This is a genomic window from Rhizobium sp. AC27/96 (assembly GCF_001692325.1).
Lineage (GTDB): Bacteria > Pseudomonadota > Alphaproteobacteria > Rhizobiales > Rhizobiaceae > Rhizobium.
This window is the reverse complement of record NZ_LXKN01000007.1, coordinates 85,219-105,493: the sequence shown is the minus strand read 5'-3', so window position 1 is coordinate 105,493 and position 20,275 is coordinate 85,219. Positions and strand designations below refer to the sequence as shown.

The window sequence follows — 20,275 nt, the reverse complement described above, 5'->3', positions numbered from 1 at the left end:
AAGCGAGTATATTTTCCAGTCTCCGCCTCACTGCTCGTCCTCCAGGAGGCTGGCCTCGGCTCTCCGGCGCAGCCGGGTGCGCGCGGCACTTCCCACAATGTCGGTGAGGTCGTCGGCTTCCAGTTTGACAGTGCGGCCAGCGGGACGGTCGACGAGCTTGAGGCGAAGCGACCGTCCATCCAATTCAGTATTTCTCACCTCGCGCGGCAAAACTCTGCGGTCGGCGAGCGAATGCCGGATGCCGATCGTCGTCGTCTCATCGAAAACAGTGTGGATGATATCGTCGCGGGCGGCAGGGTCGGCAAGGATGCGAAGATGGGTCATCATCCTGCCCTTCTTGCCAAACACGGGCATCTGCACGACATCGAGCACGCCCTTGCGAGCACGCAGATTATCGATCGCCTGTGCCAGGTCTTCGCCGGTCTGGTCGTCGATTTCGCATTCGAGAACGGCCACCTGATCGTGCGCCGTGGACGTTTCTACCGTCTCGAAGGTGAGCACGCGGAGGCAGTTGCTCAGGCCCGGCAGCCGCTTGGTGCCGAAACCATGGCCGGAGGCGGTCAGCCTCCGAGGTCTGCGGACCGTGTCAGTGGGATCACAGAGATAGTGCAGGATCGCCGCGCCGGTTGGTGTCACCCGCTCACCGGCGATGCCGTCGTCGATGGTCACGAAGCCTTTCATGAGAAGGGCCGTCGCAGGGGCAGGCACGGGCAGCAGCCCATGGGCGCTGCGCACACGGCCGGAGCCGAGCGGCAAGGCGCCCACGGTCCAGTTTACAGCATCGATCCGGGCGATCAGCCATGCGGCAGCGACGATGTCGGCAATGGAATCCCATGCACCGACCTCGTGGAAACGCACCTGCTCCGGATCGACTCCATGCACTTGTGCTTCCGCTTCGGCCAGACGAGAGAAGATGCCGACCGCATGCTTCACGGTTTCCCGGTCGAGCCTTGAAGTCAACAGAGCCTCGCGGATCACATGCCAGTCGGCGTGAGAGTGGTGGCTCGAATGATCGTGATGATGATGTTCGTGGCCATAATCATGGTGATGATGGTGGTGGTCGTGACCGTCATGATGATGGTGTCCCGCATTGTTATCATCGAGTTCTGCGCGTCGGCCATCTCGACGAACGATGAAGCGCCGGCCCGTGAGGATGCCATCATTATGATCGGACAGCTCGAACCCGACTTTATCGAGCAGCGGGCAGAGCGACAGGGCCTCCATCAGCGCTGCCGCGAGATCCGGCCTCACATCCAGAAGTGCCGCGACGAACATGTCGCCGGCAATGCCTCCGACCGGATCGAGATGCACTTCAAGCATGGCAGATCCTCACCTATTCCGCAGGCCCGTTCTTGTCCGTCAGCGAGACGCCGTTCAAGGCGGCAACGACGTCTGACAAGGCAGGCACAAAGGATTCGCCCTTGCCGGCGGACACTGCCGCCGCAAAACTGTTGCGGACGGCCGCCCCGACCGGATTGGCGGCCTGAACGGATTGCGCGAAGGAGGCGAGGTAGCTCATGTCCTTCAGGGCATTGACCATCGCAAACCGCTGGGCGTTTTCGTTGCGGTTCAGCACGAACTCAAAGAACGCTTGATAGAAGCCGCAGTCCATGCGGCTGCCACGCAGCACGCTGTCGAAAACCTGTGGCGTAAGGCCAGCCTTGGCGGCGAGCATCAGCGCTTCCGAATAGATCGCCGAATAACCCATTGAAACGAAATTGTTGAGAAGCTTCATCGTGTGGGCGGTGCCGACGCCGCCGGTCTGAACGATGCGGGCAGAGAAGGCCTCAAGGATGGGGCGGGCGCGGGCAACTGCTTCCGGCGAGCCGCCGACCATGACATCAAGCGTTCCCTCAGCGGCTTCCTTCGGCGTTCGTGCCAGGGGCGCATCGACGAGGATGATCCCCGATTGCGATAGCTCCTCGGCGAGCTTGGTCGTTATCGCCGGGTTAGAGGTCGAGCAGTCGATCAGGAGCAGCGGCTTTTCGGCGGCGCAAATCCCGTCCCGACCGGACAGAAGCTGCTGGACCTGATCCGATCCGGTAACGCAAAGCACGATGACATCCGAAGCCTCGGCCAGTTCTCGTGCCGTTGCGACCTCGCTTGCACCGAGCGTCTTCAGCCGATCGACGGCTTCGCGTTTCCGATATGCAAGCACGGTGACCGGCCAACCCTTGGCGAGCAGGTTCGCTGCCATGCCGGAGCCCATGGCGCCGACACCGATGAATCCGATTTTCTCTTTCATTCTTTCCTCCCGGTTAGCTTTAGTTGTACCGTCAGACGGGTTTTTGCTTTTCCCATCCGTATGGGTTAGCAACGACGACATTAATTGCCGACCGCAGAACAGCGAGAATGGACTTCGAAACAGCATGAAGGATAGGGAAAACGCCGTTTTCACCACCATTGCGCAGACGCCCAATCTGCGTAGCGGCCTTGCCGACAGCCTGATCGTCCAGATAGAATCCGGCGACTTGAAGCCAGGTCAACGGCTGCCGACCGAGCAGGCGATCATGGAAGCGACGGGCGTCAGCAGAACCATCGTCCGTGAGGCGCTCGCCACGTTGCGCGCAAAGGGGCTTATCACCACCCGCCAGGGGCTCGGCGCCTTCGTCTCCAACGATCCGATGCCGCGCTCCTTCTCCATCATCCCGAATGACCTGGAATCGATCGACGAAGTTCTCAGGGTTCTCGAGCTGCGCCTGGGCATCGAACACGAGGCTGCCGGCCTGGCCGCATTGCGGCGCACGCCGGAGGATATTGTCCGCATGCAGGATCGGCTCGATGCGCTTGACCGGGCAATCGAAGAGGGTGGCTATGGTGCCGAAGAGGATTTTGCCTTCCATCGCACCATTCTGGTCGCGACGCAAAATTCCTACTACAGCCGGCTTTTCGATACGTTCGGCACGGCCATGGTGCCGCGCCAATGGGCACGCCTCGACAGGATGACCGCCTCCGAGCGACAGCGGCACGCCACGCGCATGCGCCGGGAGCACCACGCCATCTTCAACGCGATCCGGGACGGCAACGAAGCGGCAGCCCGCAAGGCGCTGCGCAATCATCTGTCGAAGAGCACGGCCCGCTTCGAAGAGCTCCGCGACGCCAATCTGCATCAATGATTGCTCAGGCGGCAAAGCGAGGCACGACATAGGGTCCCTCCGGAATGATGGCGACGTGGGGATCGCCGCTTCTGGCAATGCTGCGCTCTATGGCACCGGTGAGATCGTCGATCATGTCCACGCCCGTTAGCCGGCGATCATCACCGCTAAGGCCGGTCGTATAGAGCTCGACCTTGCCGAGCCGCATGGACTTCAGCTGCATCTCCGTCTGCCATTCGTCGATCTCGGCAAGGCTCTTGGCCATCAGCGTTGCAAGGAAGCGTTCGGGACCCAGTTCGACCAGTCTTGACTGCGCCTCGCGAAACTCCTCCGAGCCGAAGCCTTCCGAGCATTGGGATGCAATGATCAGTGTGCCGCCGGGCTTCAAAATATCGAGCGGCGTCACCATGCCCTTGATCGTCTGATAATAGGTCTTGTCGAGCGGATAGCCGGCGGAGGATGTGACGACCGTGGAGAATTTGCGAGGAAACGCAATACTGGTGGCCGCGCTGACGAAATCGACCGCGGCCTGATGGCTGGCGATGATCTCGCCGAAGGTGACACAGACAAGATCCCGCTCCTCGTCCAGAACGGTATTCAGCGCGTAGACATCGCCCAGCATGCGGACGATCTCCAGCTGTTCCTCATGCAGCGGATTGCCGACGAGGTTGCACTGTACGGCCAGCGGGTCTTCCATGAAACGGGCGGAATGGAAGGTGCGGATGGTCTCATGGTGGGCGACACCGGGCGCGATCACCTTGCGGCCGCCAGACCAGCCAGCCATGAAATGCGGCTCGACAAGACCGGTCGCAATGCGCAGGTCGGCCTCCACGAAGAGCCGGTCGAGCTTTACTGGCGTATGGCGAGTTTTCGTGAAGCCGAGATCGATATGGGCAGCCTCGTCCCGGGCGTAATGGTTCTCCACCCTCACATTCGCGAGCACCCAGGGGTCGCCGACGAGTTCGGCAAGCTCCTCGTCAAGGTTCGGTCGGTGCAGGCCGGTTGCGACAAGCACCGAGATTTTATCCTTTGCGATGCCGGAGGCGATCATGGTTTCGATCATCGGGCGCAGGAACAACCCGTTCGGCACGGGGCGCGTGATGTCGCAGATCAGGATGCAGGCACTCGTCCTTCCCCTGGCCAGTTCCGCAAGCGGCACTGAACCGATCGGGTGCTCCAGGGCTGCAACGATCGAAGCGCGGGGATCTCCAAGCTTCGGCAGTGCCTGTTTGCGGATCAGCGTCGGCTGCGCTGCGGCCGGAAGGGTGATGTCGAGATGGCCGCGGCCGTAGGAAAGCGCAATTGCACTCATGGTGACACCTGCTCCGCAACACCGCCGAGATAAAGCTCGCGCATGAGGGACATGTTCTTCAGCTCCTCGATGGGGCCTGAGGTTGCGATACGGCCATTCTGCATGAGATAGCCCCGCGTTGCGACGGATAGCGCCAGCCCGGCATTCTGCTCGACAAGCAGCACCGAAGCGCCGAAAGTCCTACCGATATCGAGGATGATTGCCCGGATCTCCTTGACGAGCAATGGCGAGAGGCCGAGCGACGGCTCATCGAGAAGCAGAACGCGCGGTCGTGCCATCAGGCCACGAGCAATAGCGAGCATCTGCTGCTGGCCGCCGCTGAGCGAGCCGCCCTTCTGCTGGCGCTTTGCCGCAAGGATGGGAAAAAAGGTCTCCATCGTCTTCACGTCGACTTCGACCGCATCGGCATCGCGGCGCGCATAGGCGCCGAGGCGAAGATTTTCCTCCACCGTCATGTCGGCGAAGATGCGCCGTCCCTCCGGCACCAGCACCACGCCGCGCTTGGCCATGATATCCGGCGTGCGGCCCGTCAGATCTTCGCCTGCGAACGTGACGCTTCCGGCCCTCGGCTTGACGAGGCCGACGATGGTGCGCAGCAGCGTCGATTTTCCAGCGCCGTTGGGGCCAAGAATGGTGATCACCTCGCCTTCGTCGAGCGTCAGCGAAACCTCGCGGTTGACGACCGTTGCGCCATATCCCGTGGTGACATTCGATACAGTCAACAGGCTCACAGCGCGCCTCCCAGGTAGACTTCCAGGACTTTAGGATCCGCAAGCACGGCCTGTGTCGGCCCGTCCGCGATCTTCGAGCCGAAGTCGAGAACCACGAGGCGCTTGCAGAGCATCTGCATCAGCTTCATGTCGTGATCGATGACGCAGACGCTGATGCCATGGCCGGGAAACTGTTTGACGAGACCGACCAGCGTCGCAGTCTCCTTGTCGTTGAGGCCGGCCGCGGGTTCGTCGAGCAGGATGAGCGACGGGCGTGTGGCCAGTGCAAGCGCAATGCCGAGAAGGCGCAGGCTGCCGAAGGGCAGCACGCCGGCTCTTTCGTCCGCCAGCGCGGTGAGACCAACGAAAGCGAGCAGGGCGGCCGGTGTCGTCCAAGGGTAGGGGCGGCCGGTATTGCGGGCGTGCTCGCAGGCGATCTGAACATTCTCGTGCACGCTCAGGCCGGGAAAAGCCATCGCCTGCTGAAACGTATAGCCGATGCCGGCGCCGGATATTTCGTGGGCGGCGAGGCTGGTAATATCGCGGCCGCGCCAGCTGACCTTGCCATCCGTCGGCTTGTACACGCCGGTGATGACGTTGAAGAGCGTCGTCTTGCCGGAGCCGTTCGGACCGACGATCCCAAGGATCTCGCCTTCCTCGATCGAAATGTCGACGCCCGAAAGGGCTGTCAGACCGCCGAACTGCTTCTTCAGGCCCTTGATATCGAGAATGGCGTTCATCGGCCAGCCTCCGATGCATGGTTGCCGCTCACGGCCTGCTTTCGACCCGAACCGCGAAGAAGTCGCTGCCAGCCATCGATGAGGCCGGCAATCAGGCCGTTCGGCAGGAGCAGGATTACCGCGATCAGGCAGACGCCATAGAGAATGCGGGATTCGACCGGGTCGAGATTGAGCACCTCCGGAAGGAAGGAAACGAGGATGCCGCCGGCAATCGGACCAAGCAGCAGCCTTGCCCCGCCGATCATGACCATGAGCGCCAGATAGATACTCGGGAAGGAGGCAAACTGGGTGGGCGAGATATGGCGCAGGAAGTAGGCGAGCAGGACGCCCGATACGCCCGCAAAGACGCCGCTGACGACGAAGGCGCCGATCTTGTGACGACCGATATTGATGCCGAGCGAAGCTGCAAGCTTCTCGTTCTCACGGATCGCGCGAAGTGTCCGGCCATAGCGCGAGTTTATGATGGCCCAGCTCGCGACCGCACTCAGCGTCACGAAAGCCAGCACGATGAAATAATAGGGCAGGAGATCGTCGGCGCGCGTGCCGAAGACATTGACTGGTAGCTGCAGGTCGAGACCCGTTGCTGCCCCGGTATAATCACCGCCATTGGTCAAGACGATCGTCAGCAACTGCCCGAAGGCAAAGGTCATGATGACGAAGTGGTGGCCGCTGACGCGTAGCGACGGTATGCCGATGACGACGGCTGCGATCGCGGCGAAGATCCCGCCGAGCGGAAGCGCTACCCAGAAGCCGATACCGGCGTCACGTGCAAAGATGGCCGCTGCGTAAGCTCCCACACCGACGAGCGCTGCATGGCCCATCGAGAGAATACCGGTCTGCCCGAAAAGGACCGAAAGGCCGTAAAGGGCGACGATGTTGATGCCGGCGGAAATGGCAAGCGACAGCATTCGGTTGCTGGGGCCGAGAACAGGCATCAGCGCCAGCAGCGCAAGTACGATCAGGGCCGGGATGAGGGAACGAAAGGGCGAAAGCGAATTGTTCATGATCTTGTCTTTCGTGCCTCAGGCCATCTTTGGGCCGCTCGTGCCGCCGAAGAGACCGTTCGGGCGGAAGAGCAGCACCAGGATCATCAAGGCGAAGGAGTAGGCATCAGTCCATTCGGAAAAGCCGTAGCCGGCGCTGAAGCCCTCGACGATGCCGAGGATGAGGCCGGCGACAACCGCACCCGTCAGGTTTCCGAGGCCGCCGATGAGCGCCACGGCAAAGCCCTTCATGACCATTGTGCCGCCGGTGAATGGTGTGATGGGGAAGAGAGCGATCAGCAGGGCGCCGCCAAGCCCCGCAAGCGCGCTGCCGAGAACGAAGACACCGGTGATATAGCGGCGCACCGGAATACCCATGAGCGCAGCTGTGTCGCGATCATCGACCGCGGCGCGAAGCGCGCGGCCATAGCGGCTGCGGGTTACCATGGCGAAGGTCAGCGCGACCACAGCGATCGTGACGAGAATGACCATGACGCGAACCGAGGCGATGCGCACGCCTCCGACACTCCAGATGCCCGCCAGCGGACGCGGAATGCTTTTCTGGTTCGGGTCGTAGAAGAAAATGACGATGTGCTGCAGCACGACGATCAGGCCGAGCGAGACGATGAAGCCATTGGTCGGTCGCGTGAGCGTGAAGCGGAAGAGCCCGCGCTCGAGAACGAACCCCATGGCTCCGACAGCGACGACGGCCAGCACAAGTGCGATGAAAAACCCGAGCCCTGCCTGCACCGCAAGCCACGTCACGATGCTGCCCACCATCAGGAATTCGCCATGCGCGAAATTGATGATGCCGGTCAGCCCGAAGATCAAGGTGACCCCAACGGCGATAAGCGTAATGACGCTTGCGATCGATAGACCGTTGAGGATTTGCTGAAAGAGAATGTCCACAGCTCTGTCTCGCTGTTGCGCAGGCCTTGCATGCCCGTCCGTTTCTGTGACGAAACTCCCGCCGGTGACCTCTCACCGGCGGGAGTGCATTGGCAGTTTACTCAGCAGGCGCCTCAGCGGGTGGCTGCTGCATGGCGCAGGAGATGTCGCCGCCAGGTGCCGCCGCGCAGACTTCCGTGGCGTGGGTCACCTGATGGCTCTTGTTGAAGGAAAGGTCGTCGGAAACTACACCCTTGTGGTGGATCGTCTCCATGGCCGCGACCGTCTTATCCGGATCAAGCGAACCGGCCTTCTCCCAGGCTTCGGCCAGCATGTGGACGTAGTCGTAGTAGAGCAAGGAGACCGAAGAGGTCACACCCTGGGGCGCGCCGGCTGCGAAGTAGTTCTTGAAATAGGTCTTCGCGTTGGCATTCGAGGATTCACCCCAGCAGATCGGCACGCAGCTCATGGCGACCGGAACATCGGCGCTGAGACCACGCTGCTTCCAGATGCCGGGATCGACACCGAACAGGAAGTAGCTCGGGGCAACACCGAGTTCCAAAGCCTGCGGCAGAGCGGCAAGGGTCGAGTCGCCATTGTACCAGAAGTGCACCACATCCGGATTGAGGCTCTTGGCGCGCGTCAGGAATGGCGAGAAGTCGGTCGTGTCAGGCGGATAGGAGATGACTTCGGGCACTTCCTGGCCCTCGGCTTTCAAAGCCTTGACGTAGTAGGACGTCAGGAACTGTCCCGTCGCGTCGTTGCCGACGATGACGACGGATTTCTTCAACGGGTGGCCGACCAGCGGCGTGAGCAGGCTCAACACACCGCGGGCGGTCGAGCCGGAGCGCTGGAATTCCTGCGGCTCGGACTGGAAGAGATAATGATCCTCGCCGCCAGGCGCGACGGACTGTGGGTTCAGGATTTTTGCAAGCGTGCTGTTGCCGGCGATCTGCAGCACTTTCGCAGGCTGCGTGATCTTGGTCATCGCAAGCGTGAAGTCATGCGTTTCAGAGCCGAAGATGGCCACGACCTTGTCGTCGCGCACCAGTTCCTGCGTTGCCGCGATCGCCGTCGAAATGTCTGTGCGGTCGTCGCGCTTCAGCAGCTCGATCTTGTAGGTCTTGTCACCGACCTTGACGCCGCCGGCGTCGTTGATCTCCTTCACCGCAAGCCCGACACCTGCGGGCAGCGTATGGCCCGCCGAGACGAAAGCGCCCGATTCGGCGGCGACGACGCCGATCTTGATTGTGTCTTCCGCCAGCGCCAGATGCGCAGACGCGCCGAGGCCAAGCGCTAGAGAAATGCCTCCCAATATCGCTGATCGCACGATCCCATCCTCCCAGTGTAGATTTTGCGTACTTACCGGGTTGTCGTACAACCCTGTTTTCTGATAATTAGATCGACTGTGAATGTCAAGCAAGTCCAACCGGACGAAAACCGGCGGTGCCGGCTATAGCAAACGAGGGAGTGAGAGATGCGAACGAGGGAATTCGGCCGGACCGGCCGCAAGGTGAGCGAAATCGGTTTCGGCGCCTGGGCCATTGGCGCCGCCTGGGGTGAAGTCAATGACGAAGAGGCGCTGGCCGCGCTTCATGCAGCACTTGATACGGGTGTTACCTTCATCGATACGGCCGACGTTTATGGCGACGGCCATTCAGAGCGCCTGATTGCGAAGGTCATGCGGGAGCGGGGCGGTGAGCGCCCGTATATCGCTACAAAGGCTGGCCGACGCCTTCCCGCGCAATCGGTCGAAGGGTACAGCAGCGAAAATCTCAACGACTGGATCGAACGCAGCCTCAAGAACCTCGAGACGGATTGCCTCGATCTGGTGCAGCTGCATTGCCCGCCAACCGACCTCTACTATCACCCTGAAGTGTTCGAGCGCCTCGACCGCCTGGTGGATCAGGGCAAGATCCGCAATTACGGCGTCAGCGTCGAGCGGATCGAGGAAGCTCTGAAGGCGATAGAATATCCCGGCGTCGTCAGCGTGCAGATCATCTTCAATGCCTTCCGCCAGCGCCCGATCGAACATTTCTTCAAGCAGGCCGAGGAAAAGAAGGTCGCGATCATCGCTCGCGTACCGCTCGCAAGCGGGCTGCTCTCCGGCAAGTTCAAGAAGGACAGCAAGTTCGAAGCCAACGATCATCGCCTGTTCAACCGCAATGGCGAGGCCTTCGATGTCGGCGAGACCTTCTCGGGCGTGCCTTACGAGGTCGGCCTGGAAGCCGTGGAGAGGGTGCGGCCGCTGGTGTCGAGCGACACCACCATGGCGAAATTTGCCCTTCGCTGGATCCTGATGTTCGATGCCGTCACCGTTGCCATTCCCGGCGCCCGCAATCCCCAGCAGGCCAGTTCGAACGCCGAAGCCGCAAGCCTTCCGGCAATTTCCGCAGGCGCGATGCGGGAGATCAAGTCGATCTACGACACCTACATCAAGCAATATGTGCATCAGCGCTGGTAGGAGAATTTGATCCATGACAAGTCCAATCATCGATTCCCACCATCACTTCTGGGATCCCGCCAGCGGCGGCGATTATGGCTGGCTGAGCGGCCCCTTCGAGCCGCTCAACAGGATCTTCGAGCCGGCTGATCTCAGGCCAAGCCTTGAGAAGAACGGCATCACGGGGACGGTCCTCGTCCAGACATGGAACGATCTCGGCGAGACCTGGGATTTCATAAAAACCGCCGGCGAGACCGACTTCGTCGCCGGCGTCCTCGGCTGGGTTGATCTGACCGACGACAAGCTCGCCCAGACACTCGCCGACCTGCAGGCATCACCCTATGGCAAATGGCTTGTCGGCGTCCGGCATCTGATCCAGACGGAGAGCGATCCGAACTGGCTGCTGCGCCCTGATGTCAAGAAAGGCCTTGGTGCTGTTGCAGAGGCGGGCCTTGTCTACGATCTCGTGCCGAACCTGCCGCAACTGCCGTCATGCATCAGCACAGTCGAAGCATTTCCCGATACGCGCTTCGTGCTGGATCATATTTCCAAGCCGGAGATCCGCAACAACGGCTTTGAGGAATGGGCCGGTTTGATCCGCAAATTTCGCGGCCAGCGCGATCATGTCTGGTGCAAACTGTCGGGCATGGTCACGGAGGCCAATTGGCAGACATGGACCTCCGATGATCTGAAACCCTATGTGCACGAAGTGCTTGAGGTCTTCGGAACCGATCGCTGCATGTTCGGCACTGACTGGCCGGTCTGCCTTGTCGCTGCAAGCTATGACAGGGTGGTCGAGGTCCTGCAGGAGTGCATCAAGGATCTGACCGATGCCGAGAGAAGGAAGATCTTCGGGCTGAACGCCATCGAAGCCTATCGGTTGCCGGGATTCCAGGAGAGAGCTGCATGACCAGCGATTCCTCGGGGAGCCGTATCGGCTTTGCCTCGCGCCTCGGTTTTGGCGCGAGCGGCATCGGCACGCTTTATCGTGACGTAACGGAAGCGCAGGCGGCCGACGTTCTCGACAAGGCGTATGAAGGTGGGATGCGTTACTTCGATACCGCGCCCCTTTATGGGCACGGCCTGAGCGAATTGCGCCTCGGCCGTTTCCTTCGAACCATCGATCGCAAGACAGTCACCGTTTCCACCAAGGCCGGCCGCTATATGGTGCCGCCTTATGGAGAGACCGTCGACTATGGGCTCTGGGCGTCACCGCTCCGTCTAAAGCCGGTGTTCGACTATACTTATGCCGGCACAATGCGGTCGCTGGAGCAATCGGCAAGCCGGCTTGGAATAGCCGACTTCGATCTGGTCTACATCCACGATGTAGACCGTTTCACGCATGGCGATGCCTATGAGCGGCGATTCAACGAAGCCATCGAGGGCTGCTACCGCGCACTCGACGACTTGCGCAAGGCCGGCCACATCAAGGCCATCGGCGTTGGTGTCAACGAGAGCGATGTCGCGACACGGTTCATCAAGGCTTGCTCCCTTGATGCCGTCATGATGGCCGGCCGCTATACGCTTCTCGATCGCAGCGCCGAGGCGGATCTCTTGCCGGAAGCGCAAAAGCAGGGTGTGGAGATCGTGGCCGTCGGCGTCTTCAACTCCGGCATTCTGGCAACGGGCACCGGCAGCTCGGCGGCAACCTACGACTATGGCGCACCTCCGCCTGAGATCGTCGAAAGGGCAAAGAAGATCGAGGCAATCTGCAAGCGCCACAATGTTCCGTTGCAGGCGGCGGCGATCCAGTTTCCGTTCCGCAATCCCCTCGTCTCTGCGGCGGTGCTCGGCATGAGCCGCGTCGAGCGCATTGAGCAAAATCTGGCCTGGGCAAAAACGGCGATTCCCGAGAGCTTCTGGACGGAGCTGGACGAGGCGGTGGTTTAGAAGCCGCCAAACGCTTCTCGAGGTGGATGGCCGCAACGCCGTCCACCTCAGGGGTCGGGTATCGCTTTGCGATAGTCGATCCCACTTGCCGCAAACTGTTCGCGAAGCCACTTCACCGCCGGCCCGGCGGGCCGTTGCTTGTGCCAGACCAGTTCAAGCGGCACCGGATGCGTACCTTCGTCGAACTGGAGCAGTGGCGTCGCCAGTTTGGAAGCCAAGGGAGAGTTTTCGAGGATGTGTGCCGGGATCAGCGACCACCCGACACCCTGCTGCAAAATCTGCAGGATGACCCAATGGCTTTCGACCCACCAGACCTCGGCGGCAACCCGCAGGCGATGCTTTTCCGCGCCATCGCTTCGCTTGGTCACCATGATCTGGCGGTGACGCTTGAGCTCTTCCCATGTAACCGGCGACTGCGCCAAAGGATGATCGCGGCCACAGACCAGGATGAGGGGAACCCAGCCAATGGTGTGGAAACCCAACATCGGCGGGAGATCCTCTTCGCGCCACATGACACCGAGATCGGCCTTGCCGCCGAGAACCAGTCCGACGACATCCTTGGTCGCGGGGAACAGCAACTCCAGTTCGACATGCGGGAAACGCTCGGCAAAGGCTGCAAACAGCGCTCCCGTTGAAGGCTCCGGGTAAAGTTCGTCGATCGCGACCACAAGCCTCGTCTCGACATGTTCTTCGAAGCTTCGCGCCACACCGATCAGATGTTCGCGTCGGTCGAGAAGCAATTTGGCTTCGGGAAGCAGCCGCTTGCCCGCTTCGGTCAATGTCGGATTTCGTGTTGCTCTGCTGAAGAGCTTGATCCCGAGATCGTCCTCCAATGAGCAGACGAGCAGGCTTACCGCAGACTGCGCTTTGCGCAGATGCCGGGCGGCGGCCGAAAATGAGCCTGCATCCGCGGCGGTGGCGAAAGCCTCCAATTGCTCGAGCGAAACCGTCATCTATCAATATTCCAGATAGTATCTAACTTTATCTAACGCCAATATCAGATAGGAGTGAGGTCGACAACAACAGAGGAAGTGAAATGCGTAGCTTTAAGGACCGCGTCCGACACGCGGTCATGTTCGAACTTATCGGCCTGGCAATCTTTACACCTGGCGCCGCTTTGCTATTCGACCAGCCCCTCGAACATATGGGCATTGTCGGCATTATCTCCGCCACGGCGGCAACGGTGTGGAATTTCGTTTTCAACATTGGTTTCGACAGGGCCATGATGCAACTCAGAGGCAGCGTGCAGAAGACCATACCCATCCGCATCGCCCACACCGCCCTGTTCGAGGCCGGTTTGATCGTGGTGCTCATTCCATTCATCGCCTGGTATCTCGGCATCAGCCTGATGACGGCACTCGCGATGGATATCGCAATCGTCGCGTTCTACCTGGTATATGCCTTCTTCTTCAACATCGCCTATGACCGTGCTTTCCCCATCGGAATGCTGCCGGCACCGCAGGCATCGTGAAGATGCTTCGTTCGCGAATATCGCAACGCTAATTCCCATTCTAATGCGCGGAATGCCCCGGTGCCTGATTTAGACGCCGGGGCATTTCCATTTAGCCTAGGAGAGGTCGGCCTTGGCGAGTGCCCGCTGCAGGCACCTCCATTTCCAATGACCACACTCGCATTCTGATTGTCTGAAGCCGGCAAAGTACAAATCAGAATGTCATTGAACTGAAATTCTTCTTTCCTAACGGTCAAGAGCCGTCTATCTCTGCTGCTGCTGAGGGCGAGCTCGTCGCGCTCGTCACGACAAAGTCAATGATTAAAGGAAGACAACATGGCTACCGGCACCGTAAAATGGTTCAATGCAACGAAAGGATTTGGTTTCATCCAACCAGATGACGGCAGCACGGATGTTTTCGTCCACATCTCCGCAGTAGAGAGAGCCGGCATGCGTGGCTTGAACGATGGCCAGAAGATCTCCTACGAACTCGTCAAGGACCGCAAGTCCGGCAAGATGTCTGCTGACAACCTGCAGGCTTGATAGAGCTTCGAGTGCAGTGATATTTCGAAAGGCCGGATTTGATCCGGCCTTTTTCGTTTGAAGCGGCTGGCCGCTCAGCCCTATTCGGCGACAATGCCTTCCAGAGCCAAAGCCGCTGCCAACAATCGCTCATCCTGATTCTTGGGAGCCGACAGCAGCAGCCCGACCGGCATGCCGGCATCGCCGGTGCCGCAGGGCAGGGATACGCCGCACCAATCGAGGAAATTGCCGATCAGCGTGTTGCGCAGCGTCTTGAAGTTCACCTTGACGAACAGCTCGTCATCCGCCTCCAGCGGCGCAAGCGCGGGAGCCACGTGGGCAACGCTTGGATAGGCCACAAACTCATTCGGTCCCAGCATGCCCGCCACGTCTCTTATCAGTTGCTCCCGCACCTTCAGAATCTCAAGATAGCCGACCAGGGTAATCTTCTCGCCAAGGCGCGTGCGGGCAACGACGCGCTGATCCATGCGTTCAGCCTCAGACCCCGCCAGCCGGCGATGATGGAGCGCGAAAGCCTCTGCGGTCACCAGCGGCCCATGCTCGGCCATCACCTGAAAGAGCGCGTCAAAGGCCGGGAAAGCAGCACGGCGCACCGTCACCCCCGCTGCGCTCAGCCGTGCAATTGCGGCTTCGAAAGCTTGCATCACGCCATCCTCGACATCGTCCATGACGAGGTTTGCCGGAACGACGACCGAAAGCCCCATAGGACTTCCCCGGATGACCTCGGGGACCAAACGGCCCCGCATTGCCGCATCGACCCAGACGGCATCCTGAACGCTGCGGCACAAGGGACCAAGCGAATCGAGGCTGGTCGCCAAAGGAAAGACGCCGCCCATGCTGTAGCGGCCACGGCTCGCCTTGTACCCGACAAGGCCGTTGAAAGCCGAGGGAATGCGTACGGAGCCGCCGGTGTCGGTGCCGATCGATACCGGCACCAAGCCAGCGGCAACGGCGACAGCGGAACCGGAGGAAGAGCCGCCCGGTATCCGGGCGACGTCGGACGCCCGTGGATTGAGCGGCGTGCCGTAATGCGGGTTAAGGCCAAGACCGGAAAAGGCAAACTCGCTCATATTGACCCGGCCGACGGCAATCATGCCCGCAGCATGCAGCGCCTTGACGACATCCGCATCCTCCTGCGCGGGCGCGGCGTCCGCCAGGACGATCGAGCCTGCCGTAGTCGGTAGGCCGGCGATGGCGAACAAATCTTTCCAGGCGACGGGAATGCCGTCGAGCAGCCCGCGTGACCGCCCATCCCGCAGCCGCTTCGACGAAGCAGCGGCCTCTTCTTTTGCACGGTCCTCCAGTAGCCTCGTGAAGATCGCTTGATCCTCATGGGCGCGGATCGCATCCAGGGTCTCTTCGATAAGCGTGACGGGATCAAGGGAGCCGGACTGGATCAAGACTGACAGTTGCGCGATCGATTTGCCGAGATGTGTCTGTGTCATAGGCCCTGTTCTCCTCTGCCGCCGACAAGCTGCATCCAGCGGCGCACAAGATAATTGTGCTCATCCATTGTCGTATTCCAGACAGCAATGCAATTGGCGCGCTGCCAATAGGAGCCGCCGCTGCGCATCGAGCCCGCCCTTATCCTGGTCTGCCCATCCGGGCCTGGCAGGTCTTGCGTTGCTGCTGTTCCATCATACCAATATCCCCATTCCGCCGGGGTCATGAACTGACGTGAGCGTTGCGGCGTCGAGATGTAATAGCCCTGCCGTGCGACGACGGCGCCCGGCCAGCCCGATATCCACCAGTTCAGATAGTCGTAAGCCACATCCAGAAGGCGACCGTTGAGATGTTTCGACAGGCATAGGCCGCCATGCCAGGCGCGATAGCCCTCTGCGGGCACGGCCTGCTCGACCGGGACGCCCTTGGAATTCAGGATACCAATGCCCGGCGACCACATGCTTTGAACGCTGGTCTCCCCGGCGATCATCAGCCGCGCGGCGTCTTCGGCGGTCTTCCAGAACCCACGGAAGAACCCGGCCTTCTTGCGCTCTTCGAGAAGATCGATCAGCTGATCGATCTCCTGCACCGACATGTTGCCGAGATCATCGAAGGACATCAGGCCGGCTGCCTGTGCGGCGAGTGCCGCATCGAATATGCCGATGGCGGGCTCGTCGACCAGTGCCACGCGGCCGGCCCATCTCTCGTCGAAAAGGGCGCTCCAGGAATGCATGCCGACATCATTCTTCGCCAGGTCGCTCCGATAGGCGAAGCTGTCGAAATTATGCGTGGTCGGCAGCATGGAAATGAAACGCGACGGCGTATCGCCCAAGGCGAGATTGGGCTGAACGAAGAGCTTGCGCGCCGGCACATCACCGAGCCCCAGCCGCGGATTGGGTCCGATATGGCCGGTCTTGGTCAGATCGTTGACCTCGTCCCACAGCACTATGCGCTGCGTGTCGATCGGCTGGATGGCGCGCCAATGCCAGACGATATCGAGATTGTGAAAGCACTGATCGTAAATATCGTAGGTTTCCGGTTCCCGCGCCGCCTTGTACTGCGTCGTCAGGAAGTCATTGTTGTCGAACGTCACGTCGATCCCAAGGTCCTGCTCCGCCCGCAGCCGCAGCTCCTCCAGTAGCGAGATCGCGGTGCCGAGAATGCGCAGGCGCGGCCGCCCTTCCAGATGCAGTGCTGGAGCAGGCGCGGTTTTCGCTATCGATTGATGCTTGTTCATGAACGGATCGACTATCCTATTGCGCCGCTGCCAAGGATGAGACGGCAGGCGGCATGCGAGCCAGTGTGAAGGCTTCGAAAGACCGTTTCAATAGCGCGCCATCCAGCCCATCCAGAATGAAGACCAGACGCGAGGCGCGATCTTCGGAAGGCCAAGCCTCCATATGCACCGGCGGGTGAACCAGATGTTGAACCCCATGCACCGCGACGGGACGCTCCTCGCCCTTGAGATTGAGGATGCCCTTCACGCGCAACACCCGATCCCCATGACGATTGAGAAGCATGGTCAGCCAAAGGCCGAATGCGGTCCAGTCAACCGGACGGTCGACCCTCAGCGCAATGGAGGAAATTGTTGTTTGATAGGGCACTCCGTCAGCCGAAACCAGCTGCAACGGCTCTTCGCAGTAGAAGCCGCTCGGCGACAGATTGTTGCCTGGCGAGGAGTTGCCGCGCATGTCGGCCAATGACGACAAATCAAGATCGGCGTCGGTTGCCATCACGAGCAGTGCATCGGGGTTCAAGGTGCGAAGCCGCGCCTCAACAGCCTGTGTTGCACGATCATCAGCGAGATCGGCCTTGGTGATGACGAGCCGGTCGGCAACCGCCGCCTGCCGGTTGGATTCGATATAGGTATCGAGCTGGCGCACTCCGTTGACGGCATCGACAGTCGTGATCACGTTGCCGGCGCGGAAATGGTGCCGAAGCACTGGGTCGGCCTTGATCGTGGACAAGACCGGGAACGGATCGGCAAGGCCCGTGCTTTCGATGATGACGCGGCGGAACGGCGGCAACAATCCGCGCTCGCGTTTGGAATAGAGGTCCTTGAGTGCCGCGGCGAGCTCACCGCGCACCGTGCAGCAAACGCAGCCCGACCGGAGAAGCACCATCTCGCCATCGACGCTTTCGACAAGGTCGTGATCGAGCCCGATCTCGCCGAATTCGTTGATCAGCACGGCCGTATCGGCAAATGCCGGATCCGCAAGTATCCGCTTCAGGAGCGTCGTCTTGCCGGAGCCAAGGAAGCCCGTGAGAAGATTGACCGGCAGAAAGCCGTCTGGCTCAATCACCATGACGTGCCTCCATTCTTGAAATGAACGCGACATCAAGGGGATCACACGGCCGGCCGACGAGCTTTTCAGCCGCCGGCCAGAGATGACCCAGATCCTCTATGATCTCGCTTTTGCCCGTTCTCGTCGACAGGACGAATGACGTACCCTGCCAATCGGAGAGAATGAGCCCGAAGGCGGAAAGCATTTCGTTGGCGGCGCGCACCCGTTCGGCGCGTTCACGCCGCCGCTCCGGGCTGGCGTGATTGCGTGTGAAAACGCCCGGCCGGGCCGCCGCATCGGTCCAATGCTCATTGCCACCGAGAACACCGCACAGTGAGCACATGATGGTCATTCCTTCCGAAAACGGCTTGGCCCTGTCCAGACTAGCCGGCTATTTCTGGCGCGGGAAGCGGGCAGCAAAATCGTCGGCGATCTCGTTCATCGTCACGAACTTCACGCCGGGATGCTTGATCATATAGGCGTAGAGCCGCTCCAGCATCATCAGCACCTGCGGCCTGCCGGCGACATCGGGATGGATGGTGATCGGGAAGACGGCATAATCCATCTCGCGATAGACCCAGTCGAACTGATCGCGCCACATCTGCTCTATATCGTGCGGATTGACGAAGCCGTGGCTGTTGGGCGACTTCTTGATGAACATCATCGGCGGCAGGTCGTCGAGATACCAGGATGCCGGAATTTCGATCAGATCGGTTTCCTGGCCGCGCTTCAAAGGCACCATCCATTCCGATGGCTTGCGGGAGTAATCGATCTTCGTCCAGCTGTCGCCGACCCGCACATAATAGGGCGTGAAGTCTTTATGCATCAACGAGTGGTCGTACTTGATGCCGCGCTCCAGCAGCAGCTCGTTGGTGACATTAGAGAATTCCCACCAGGGGGCGACATACCCGGTCGGGCGCTTGCCGGAAAGCTTGGTCACCAGCTCGATGCACTTGTCGAGGATTTCGGTTTCCTGTTCGCGCGTCATGGCGATCGGGTTTTCGTGGCTATAGCCGTGAATGCCGATTTCGTGGCCGGCATCGGCGACGGCCTGCATCTGCTCGGGAAAAGTCTCGATTGAATGGCCGGGAATGAACCACGTGGTCTTGATGCCAAACCGCTCGAACAGCTTCACCAGCCGAGGGCTGCCGACTTCGCCGGCAAAAAGGCCGCGCGAGATATCGTCAGGCGAATCCTCGCCGCCATAGGAGCCGAGCCAGCCGGCGACGGCATCGACGTCGACACCGAAACTGCACAGGATTTCTTTTGCCATGGGATGACCTCCTTCGATCAGGTTTTTAGTTCTCAGTGAGCTGGAATGACGGTCGCGTCGGCCGGGTTCCAGGTAAGCATGACGTCGGCGCCGATGGGAAAGAGATCGGGCCGGTATTTGTCGATATGCGCTTCGAGCGCGAGCCCTCGGCCATCAGGCAGGCTGACGCCGATCTGCGAGATATGACCGACGACATCGAAACGATCGACGCGCGCGCCGACGACATTGCCGCCGAAAGCGCCGGCGAGGCTGTCTCGCGCAGCGCCTTCAGTCGCGTGGACTTCGATCGCTTCCGAGGGAATGACGATGTTGACCCTGCTCGAAAGGCCGCCATTGGCGCAGCCGGACAGCATGCCGAACGAGGTCGAGACGAGTGTATTGTCAGCTTGCACGCCCGCAACCTCGCCTTCGAAGATGGTGTTGCGGCCGATGAACTGCGCAACGAATGGCGTATCGGGACGGGTATAGAGCTGATGCGGCGGGCTGATCTGCTCGACCTTACCCTGGTTCATCACGACGATCCGGTCAGACAGCGCCAGCGCTTCCGACTGGGCATGCGTGACGAAGACGAAGGTGACGCCGAGCCTCTTCTGCAGCAGCTTGAGCTCGTTCTGGATCGCCTTGCGCAGATTGGCGTCGAGCGCGCCAAGGGGTTCGTCGAGAAGCAGCACGTCCGGCTCCACCACCAGCCCGCGTGCAAGCGCAATGCGCTGGCGCTGACCGCCGGAAAGCTTGTCCGGCTTGCGCTCGGCAATATCCTCAAGCCCGAGCGTCGCCAGAATACGGTCGACCCGAGCATCCCGCTCGGCCTTCGGCATGCCTTTGACTTCGAGGCCGTATCCGACATTGCGCCGAACAGTCATATGCGGAAACAGCGCATAGTTTTGGAAGATCATCGATGTCGGCCGGTTTTGCGGTCGCACATCGTTCATGCGCTCGCCCTTGATCATCATGTCGCCGGAGGAAATGCTCTCGAAGCCGGCGATCATGCGCAGCGTCGTTGTCTTGCCGCAGCCCGACGGTCCCAGGAAGGCAATGAACTCGCCCTTTTCGATGGCCAGATTGAAGTCGATGACGGCGGGCGTGCCGTTATCATAGACCTTGCCGGCATTGATGAGTTCCAGGTCATAAATCATGAGAGATCTCCGGTCGTGGGCGGAGAGGCCGGAATGGCCTCCCCGCAGAGCAAGAGACGGACGGCCGAAGCCTGCGTCGCCGGA

Annotated in this window: 20 protein-coding genes and 1 pseudogene; 6 read left to right on the top strand and 15 right to left on the bottom strand. The window is 60.6% G+C overall.

Features of this window, described 5'->3' with window-relative positions; translation table 11 throughout:
* Nucleotides 1–27: 27 nt before the first annotated feature.
* Nucleotides 28–1,320, bottom strand: a complete 1,293-nt coding sequence (locus tag A6U86_RS09275) for a LarC family nickel insertion protein (RefSeq protein ID WP_068389506.1) — start codon at nt 1,318–1,320, stop codon at nt 28–30.
* Between the two features lie 13 nt (nt 1,321–1,333).
* Nucleotides 1,334–2,254: pseudogene (locus tag A6U86_RS09270) on the bottom strand (NAD(P)-dependent oxidoreductase); the annotation flags it as partial.
* A 115-nt stretch (nt 2,255–2,369) separates the two neighbouring features.
* On the opposite strand from A6U86_RS09270, the gene A6U86_RS09265 reads away from it, so the two are divergent.
* Complete coding sequence (locus A6U86_RS09265; RefSeq protein WP_068389500.1) at nt 2,370–3,116, top strand: FadR/GntR family transcriptional regulator; 747 nt, start codon at nt 2,370–2,372, stop codon at nt 3,114–3,116.
* Nucleotides 3,117–3,120: 4 nt separating this feature from the next.
* Here the strand turns inward: A6U86_RS09265 and larA are convergent, their stop codons facing one another.
* The 6 genes from larA to A6U86_RS09235 all read right to left on the bottom strand — a co-directional run bounded on the left by larA (nt 3,121) and on the right by A6U86_RS09235 (nt 9,058).
* Nucleotides 3,121–4,407 (bottom strand): nickel-dependent lactate racemase, encoded by a 1,287-nt coding sequence (gene larA, locus A6U86_RS09260; RefSeq protein ID WP_068389497.1) that lies wholly within the window; start codon nt 4,405–4,407, stop codon nt 3,121–3,123.
* Nucleotides 4,404–5,138, bottom strand: coding sequence for an ABC transporter ATP-binding protein (locus tag A6U86_RS09255; protein WP_068389494.1), 735 nt, complete (start codon nt 5,136–5,138; stop codon nt 4,404–4,406). The genes larA and A6U86_RS09255 overlap by 4 nt, the downstream gene beginning before the upstream one ends.
* Entirely contained in the window at nt 5,135–5,857 is a 723-nt protein-coding gene (locus tag A6U86_RS09250; protein WP_068389493.1) for an ABC transporter ATP-binding protein, read from the bottom strand. The genes A6U86_RS09255 and A6U86_RS09250 overlap by 4 nt, the downstream gene beginning before the upstream one ends.
* Nucleotides 5,854–6,861: a branched-chain amino acid ABC transporter permease gene (locus A6U86_RS09245; protein WP_068389490.1), complete on the bottom strand. Its 1,008-nt coding sequence runs from the start codon at nt 6,859–6,861 to the stop codon at nt 5,854–5,856. Before A6U86_RS09245 ends, A6U86_RS09250 begins: the two co-directional genes overlap by 4 nt.
* Before the next feature lie 18 nt (nt 6,862–6,879).
* Nucleotides 6,880–7,749: a branched-chain amino acid ABC transporter permease gene (locus A6U86_RS09240; RefSeq protein WP_068389487.1), complete on the bottom strand. Its 870-nt coding sequence runs from the start codon at nt 7,747–7,749 to the stop codon at nt 6,880–6,882.
* 97 nt (nt 7,750–7,846) lie between these two features.
* Complete coding sequence (locus A6U86_RS09235) at nt 7,847–9,058, bottom strand: ABC transporter substrate-binding protein (RefSeq protein ID WP_068389485.1); 1,212 nt, start codon at nt 9,056–9,058, stop codon at nt 7,847–7,849.
* Nucleotides 9,059–9,205: 147 nt separating this feature from the next.
* Between A6U86_RS09235 and A6U86_RS09230 the strand changes: the two genes are divergently transcribed.
* The 3 genes from A6U86_RS09230 to A6U86_RS09220 are packed head-to-tail and all read left to right on the top strand — an operon-like array spanning nt 9,206 to nt 12,061.
* Nucleotides 9,206–10,192: an aldo/keto reductase gene (locus tag A6U86_RS09230; protein ID WP_068389482.1), complete on the top strand. Its 987-nt coding sequence runs from the start codon at nt 9,206–9,208 to the stop codon at nt 10,190–10,192.
* A 13-nt stretch (nt 10,193–10,205) separates the two neighbouring features.
* Nucleotides 10,206–11,081 carry an amidohydrolase gene (locus tag A6U86_RS09225; RefSeq protein WP_068389479.1) on the top strand — a complete coding sequence of 292 codons (876 nt, stop codon included), beginning with the start codon at nt 10,206–10,208 and terminating at the stop codon, nt 11,079–11,081.
* On the top strand, nt 11,078–12,061 hold the full coding sequence (locus A6U86_RS09220; protein ID WP_068389475.1) for an aldo/keto reductase: 984 nt from the start codon (nt 11,078–11,080) through the stop codon (nt 12,059–12,061). The genes A6U86_RS09225 and A6U86_RS09220 overlap by 4 nt, the downstream gene beginning before the upstream one ends.
* Before the next feature lie 47 nt (nt 12,062–12,108).
* Here A6U86_RS09220 and A6U86_RS09215 read toward each other — a convergent pair whose 3' ends face one another.
* Entirely contained in the window at nt 12,109–13,014 is a 906-nt protein-coding gene (locus tag A6U86_RS09215; RefSeq protein ID WP_068389471.1) for a LysR family transcriptional regulator, read from the bottom strand.
* A gap of 83 nt (nt 13,015–13,097) precedes the next feature.
* Here A6U86_RS09215 and A6U86_RS09210 point away from each other — a divergent pair, with 83 nt between their 5' ends.
* Both A6U86_RS09210 and A6U86_RS09205 read left to right on the top strand, forming a co-directional pair.
* Nucleotides 13,098–13,532: a PACE efflux transporter gene (locus A6U86_RS09210; protein WP_068389468.1), complete on the top strand. Its 435-nt coding sequence runs from the start codon at nt 13,098–13,100 to the stop codon at nt 13,530–13,532.
* Between the two features lie 315 nt (nt 13,533–13,847).
* The gene (locus A6U86_RS09205; protein WP_068389465.1) at nt 13,848–14,054 is read left to right on the top strand and encodes a cold-shock protein; all 207 of its coding nucleotides are present in this window, start codon (nt 13,848–13,850) and stop codon (nt 14,052–14,054) included.
* Nucleotides 14,055–14,134: 80 nt separating this feature from the next.
* Here the strand turns inward: A6U86_RS09205 and A6U86_RS09200 are convergent, their stop codons facing one another.
* From A6U86_RS09200 to A6U86_RS09175, 6 genes are read right to left on the bottom strand one after another with little or no spacing between them, the layout of a single operon-like run.
* The gene (locus A6U86_RS09200; RefSeq protein ID WP_068389461.1) at nt 14,135–15,499 is read right to left on the bottom strand and encodes an amidase; all 1,365 of its coding nucleotides are present in this window, start codon (nt 15,497–15,499) and stop codon (nt 14,135–14,137) included.
* Complete coding sequence (locus tag A6U86_RS09195) at nt 15,496–16,734, bottom strand: PotD/PotF family extracellular solute-binding protein (protein ID WP_068389449.1); 1,239 nt, start codon at nt 16,732–16,734, stop codon at nt 15,496–15,498. The genes A6U86_RS09200 and A6U86_RS09195 overlap by 4 nt, the downstream gene beginning before the upstream one ends.
* A 16-nt stretch (nt 16,735–16,750) precedes the next feature.
* Nucleotides 16,751–17,803, bottom strand: coding sequence for a GTP-binding protein (locus A6U86_RS09190; protein ID WP_068389445.1), 1,053 nt, complete (start codon nt 17,801–17,803; stop codon nt 16,751–16,753).
* Nucleotides 17,793–18,125, bottom strand: coding sequence for a hypothetical protein (locus A6U86_RS09185; protein WP_068389718.1), 333 nt, complete (start codon nt 18,123–18,125; stop codon nt 17,793–17,795). The genes A6U86_RS09190 and A6U86_RS09185 overlap by 11 nt, the downstream gene beginning before the upstream one ends.
* Before the next feature lie 48 nt (nt 18,126–18,173).
* Complete coding sequence (locus tag A6U86_RS09180; RefSeq protein ID WP_068389438.1) at nt 18,174–19,055, bottom strand: polysaccharide deacetylase; 882 nt, start codon at nt 19,053–19,055, stop codon at nt 18,174–18,176.
* 32 nt (nt 19,056–19,087) lie between these two features.
* Nucleotides 19,088–20,191 carry an ABC transporter ATP-binding protein gene (locus A6U86_RS09175; RefSeq protein ID WP_068389435.1) on the bottom strand — a complete coding sequence of 368 codons (1,104 nt, stop codon included), beginning with the start codon at nt 20,189–20,191 and terminating at the stop codon, nt 19,088–19,090.
* Nucleotides 20,192–20,275: the final 84 nt, after the last annotated feature.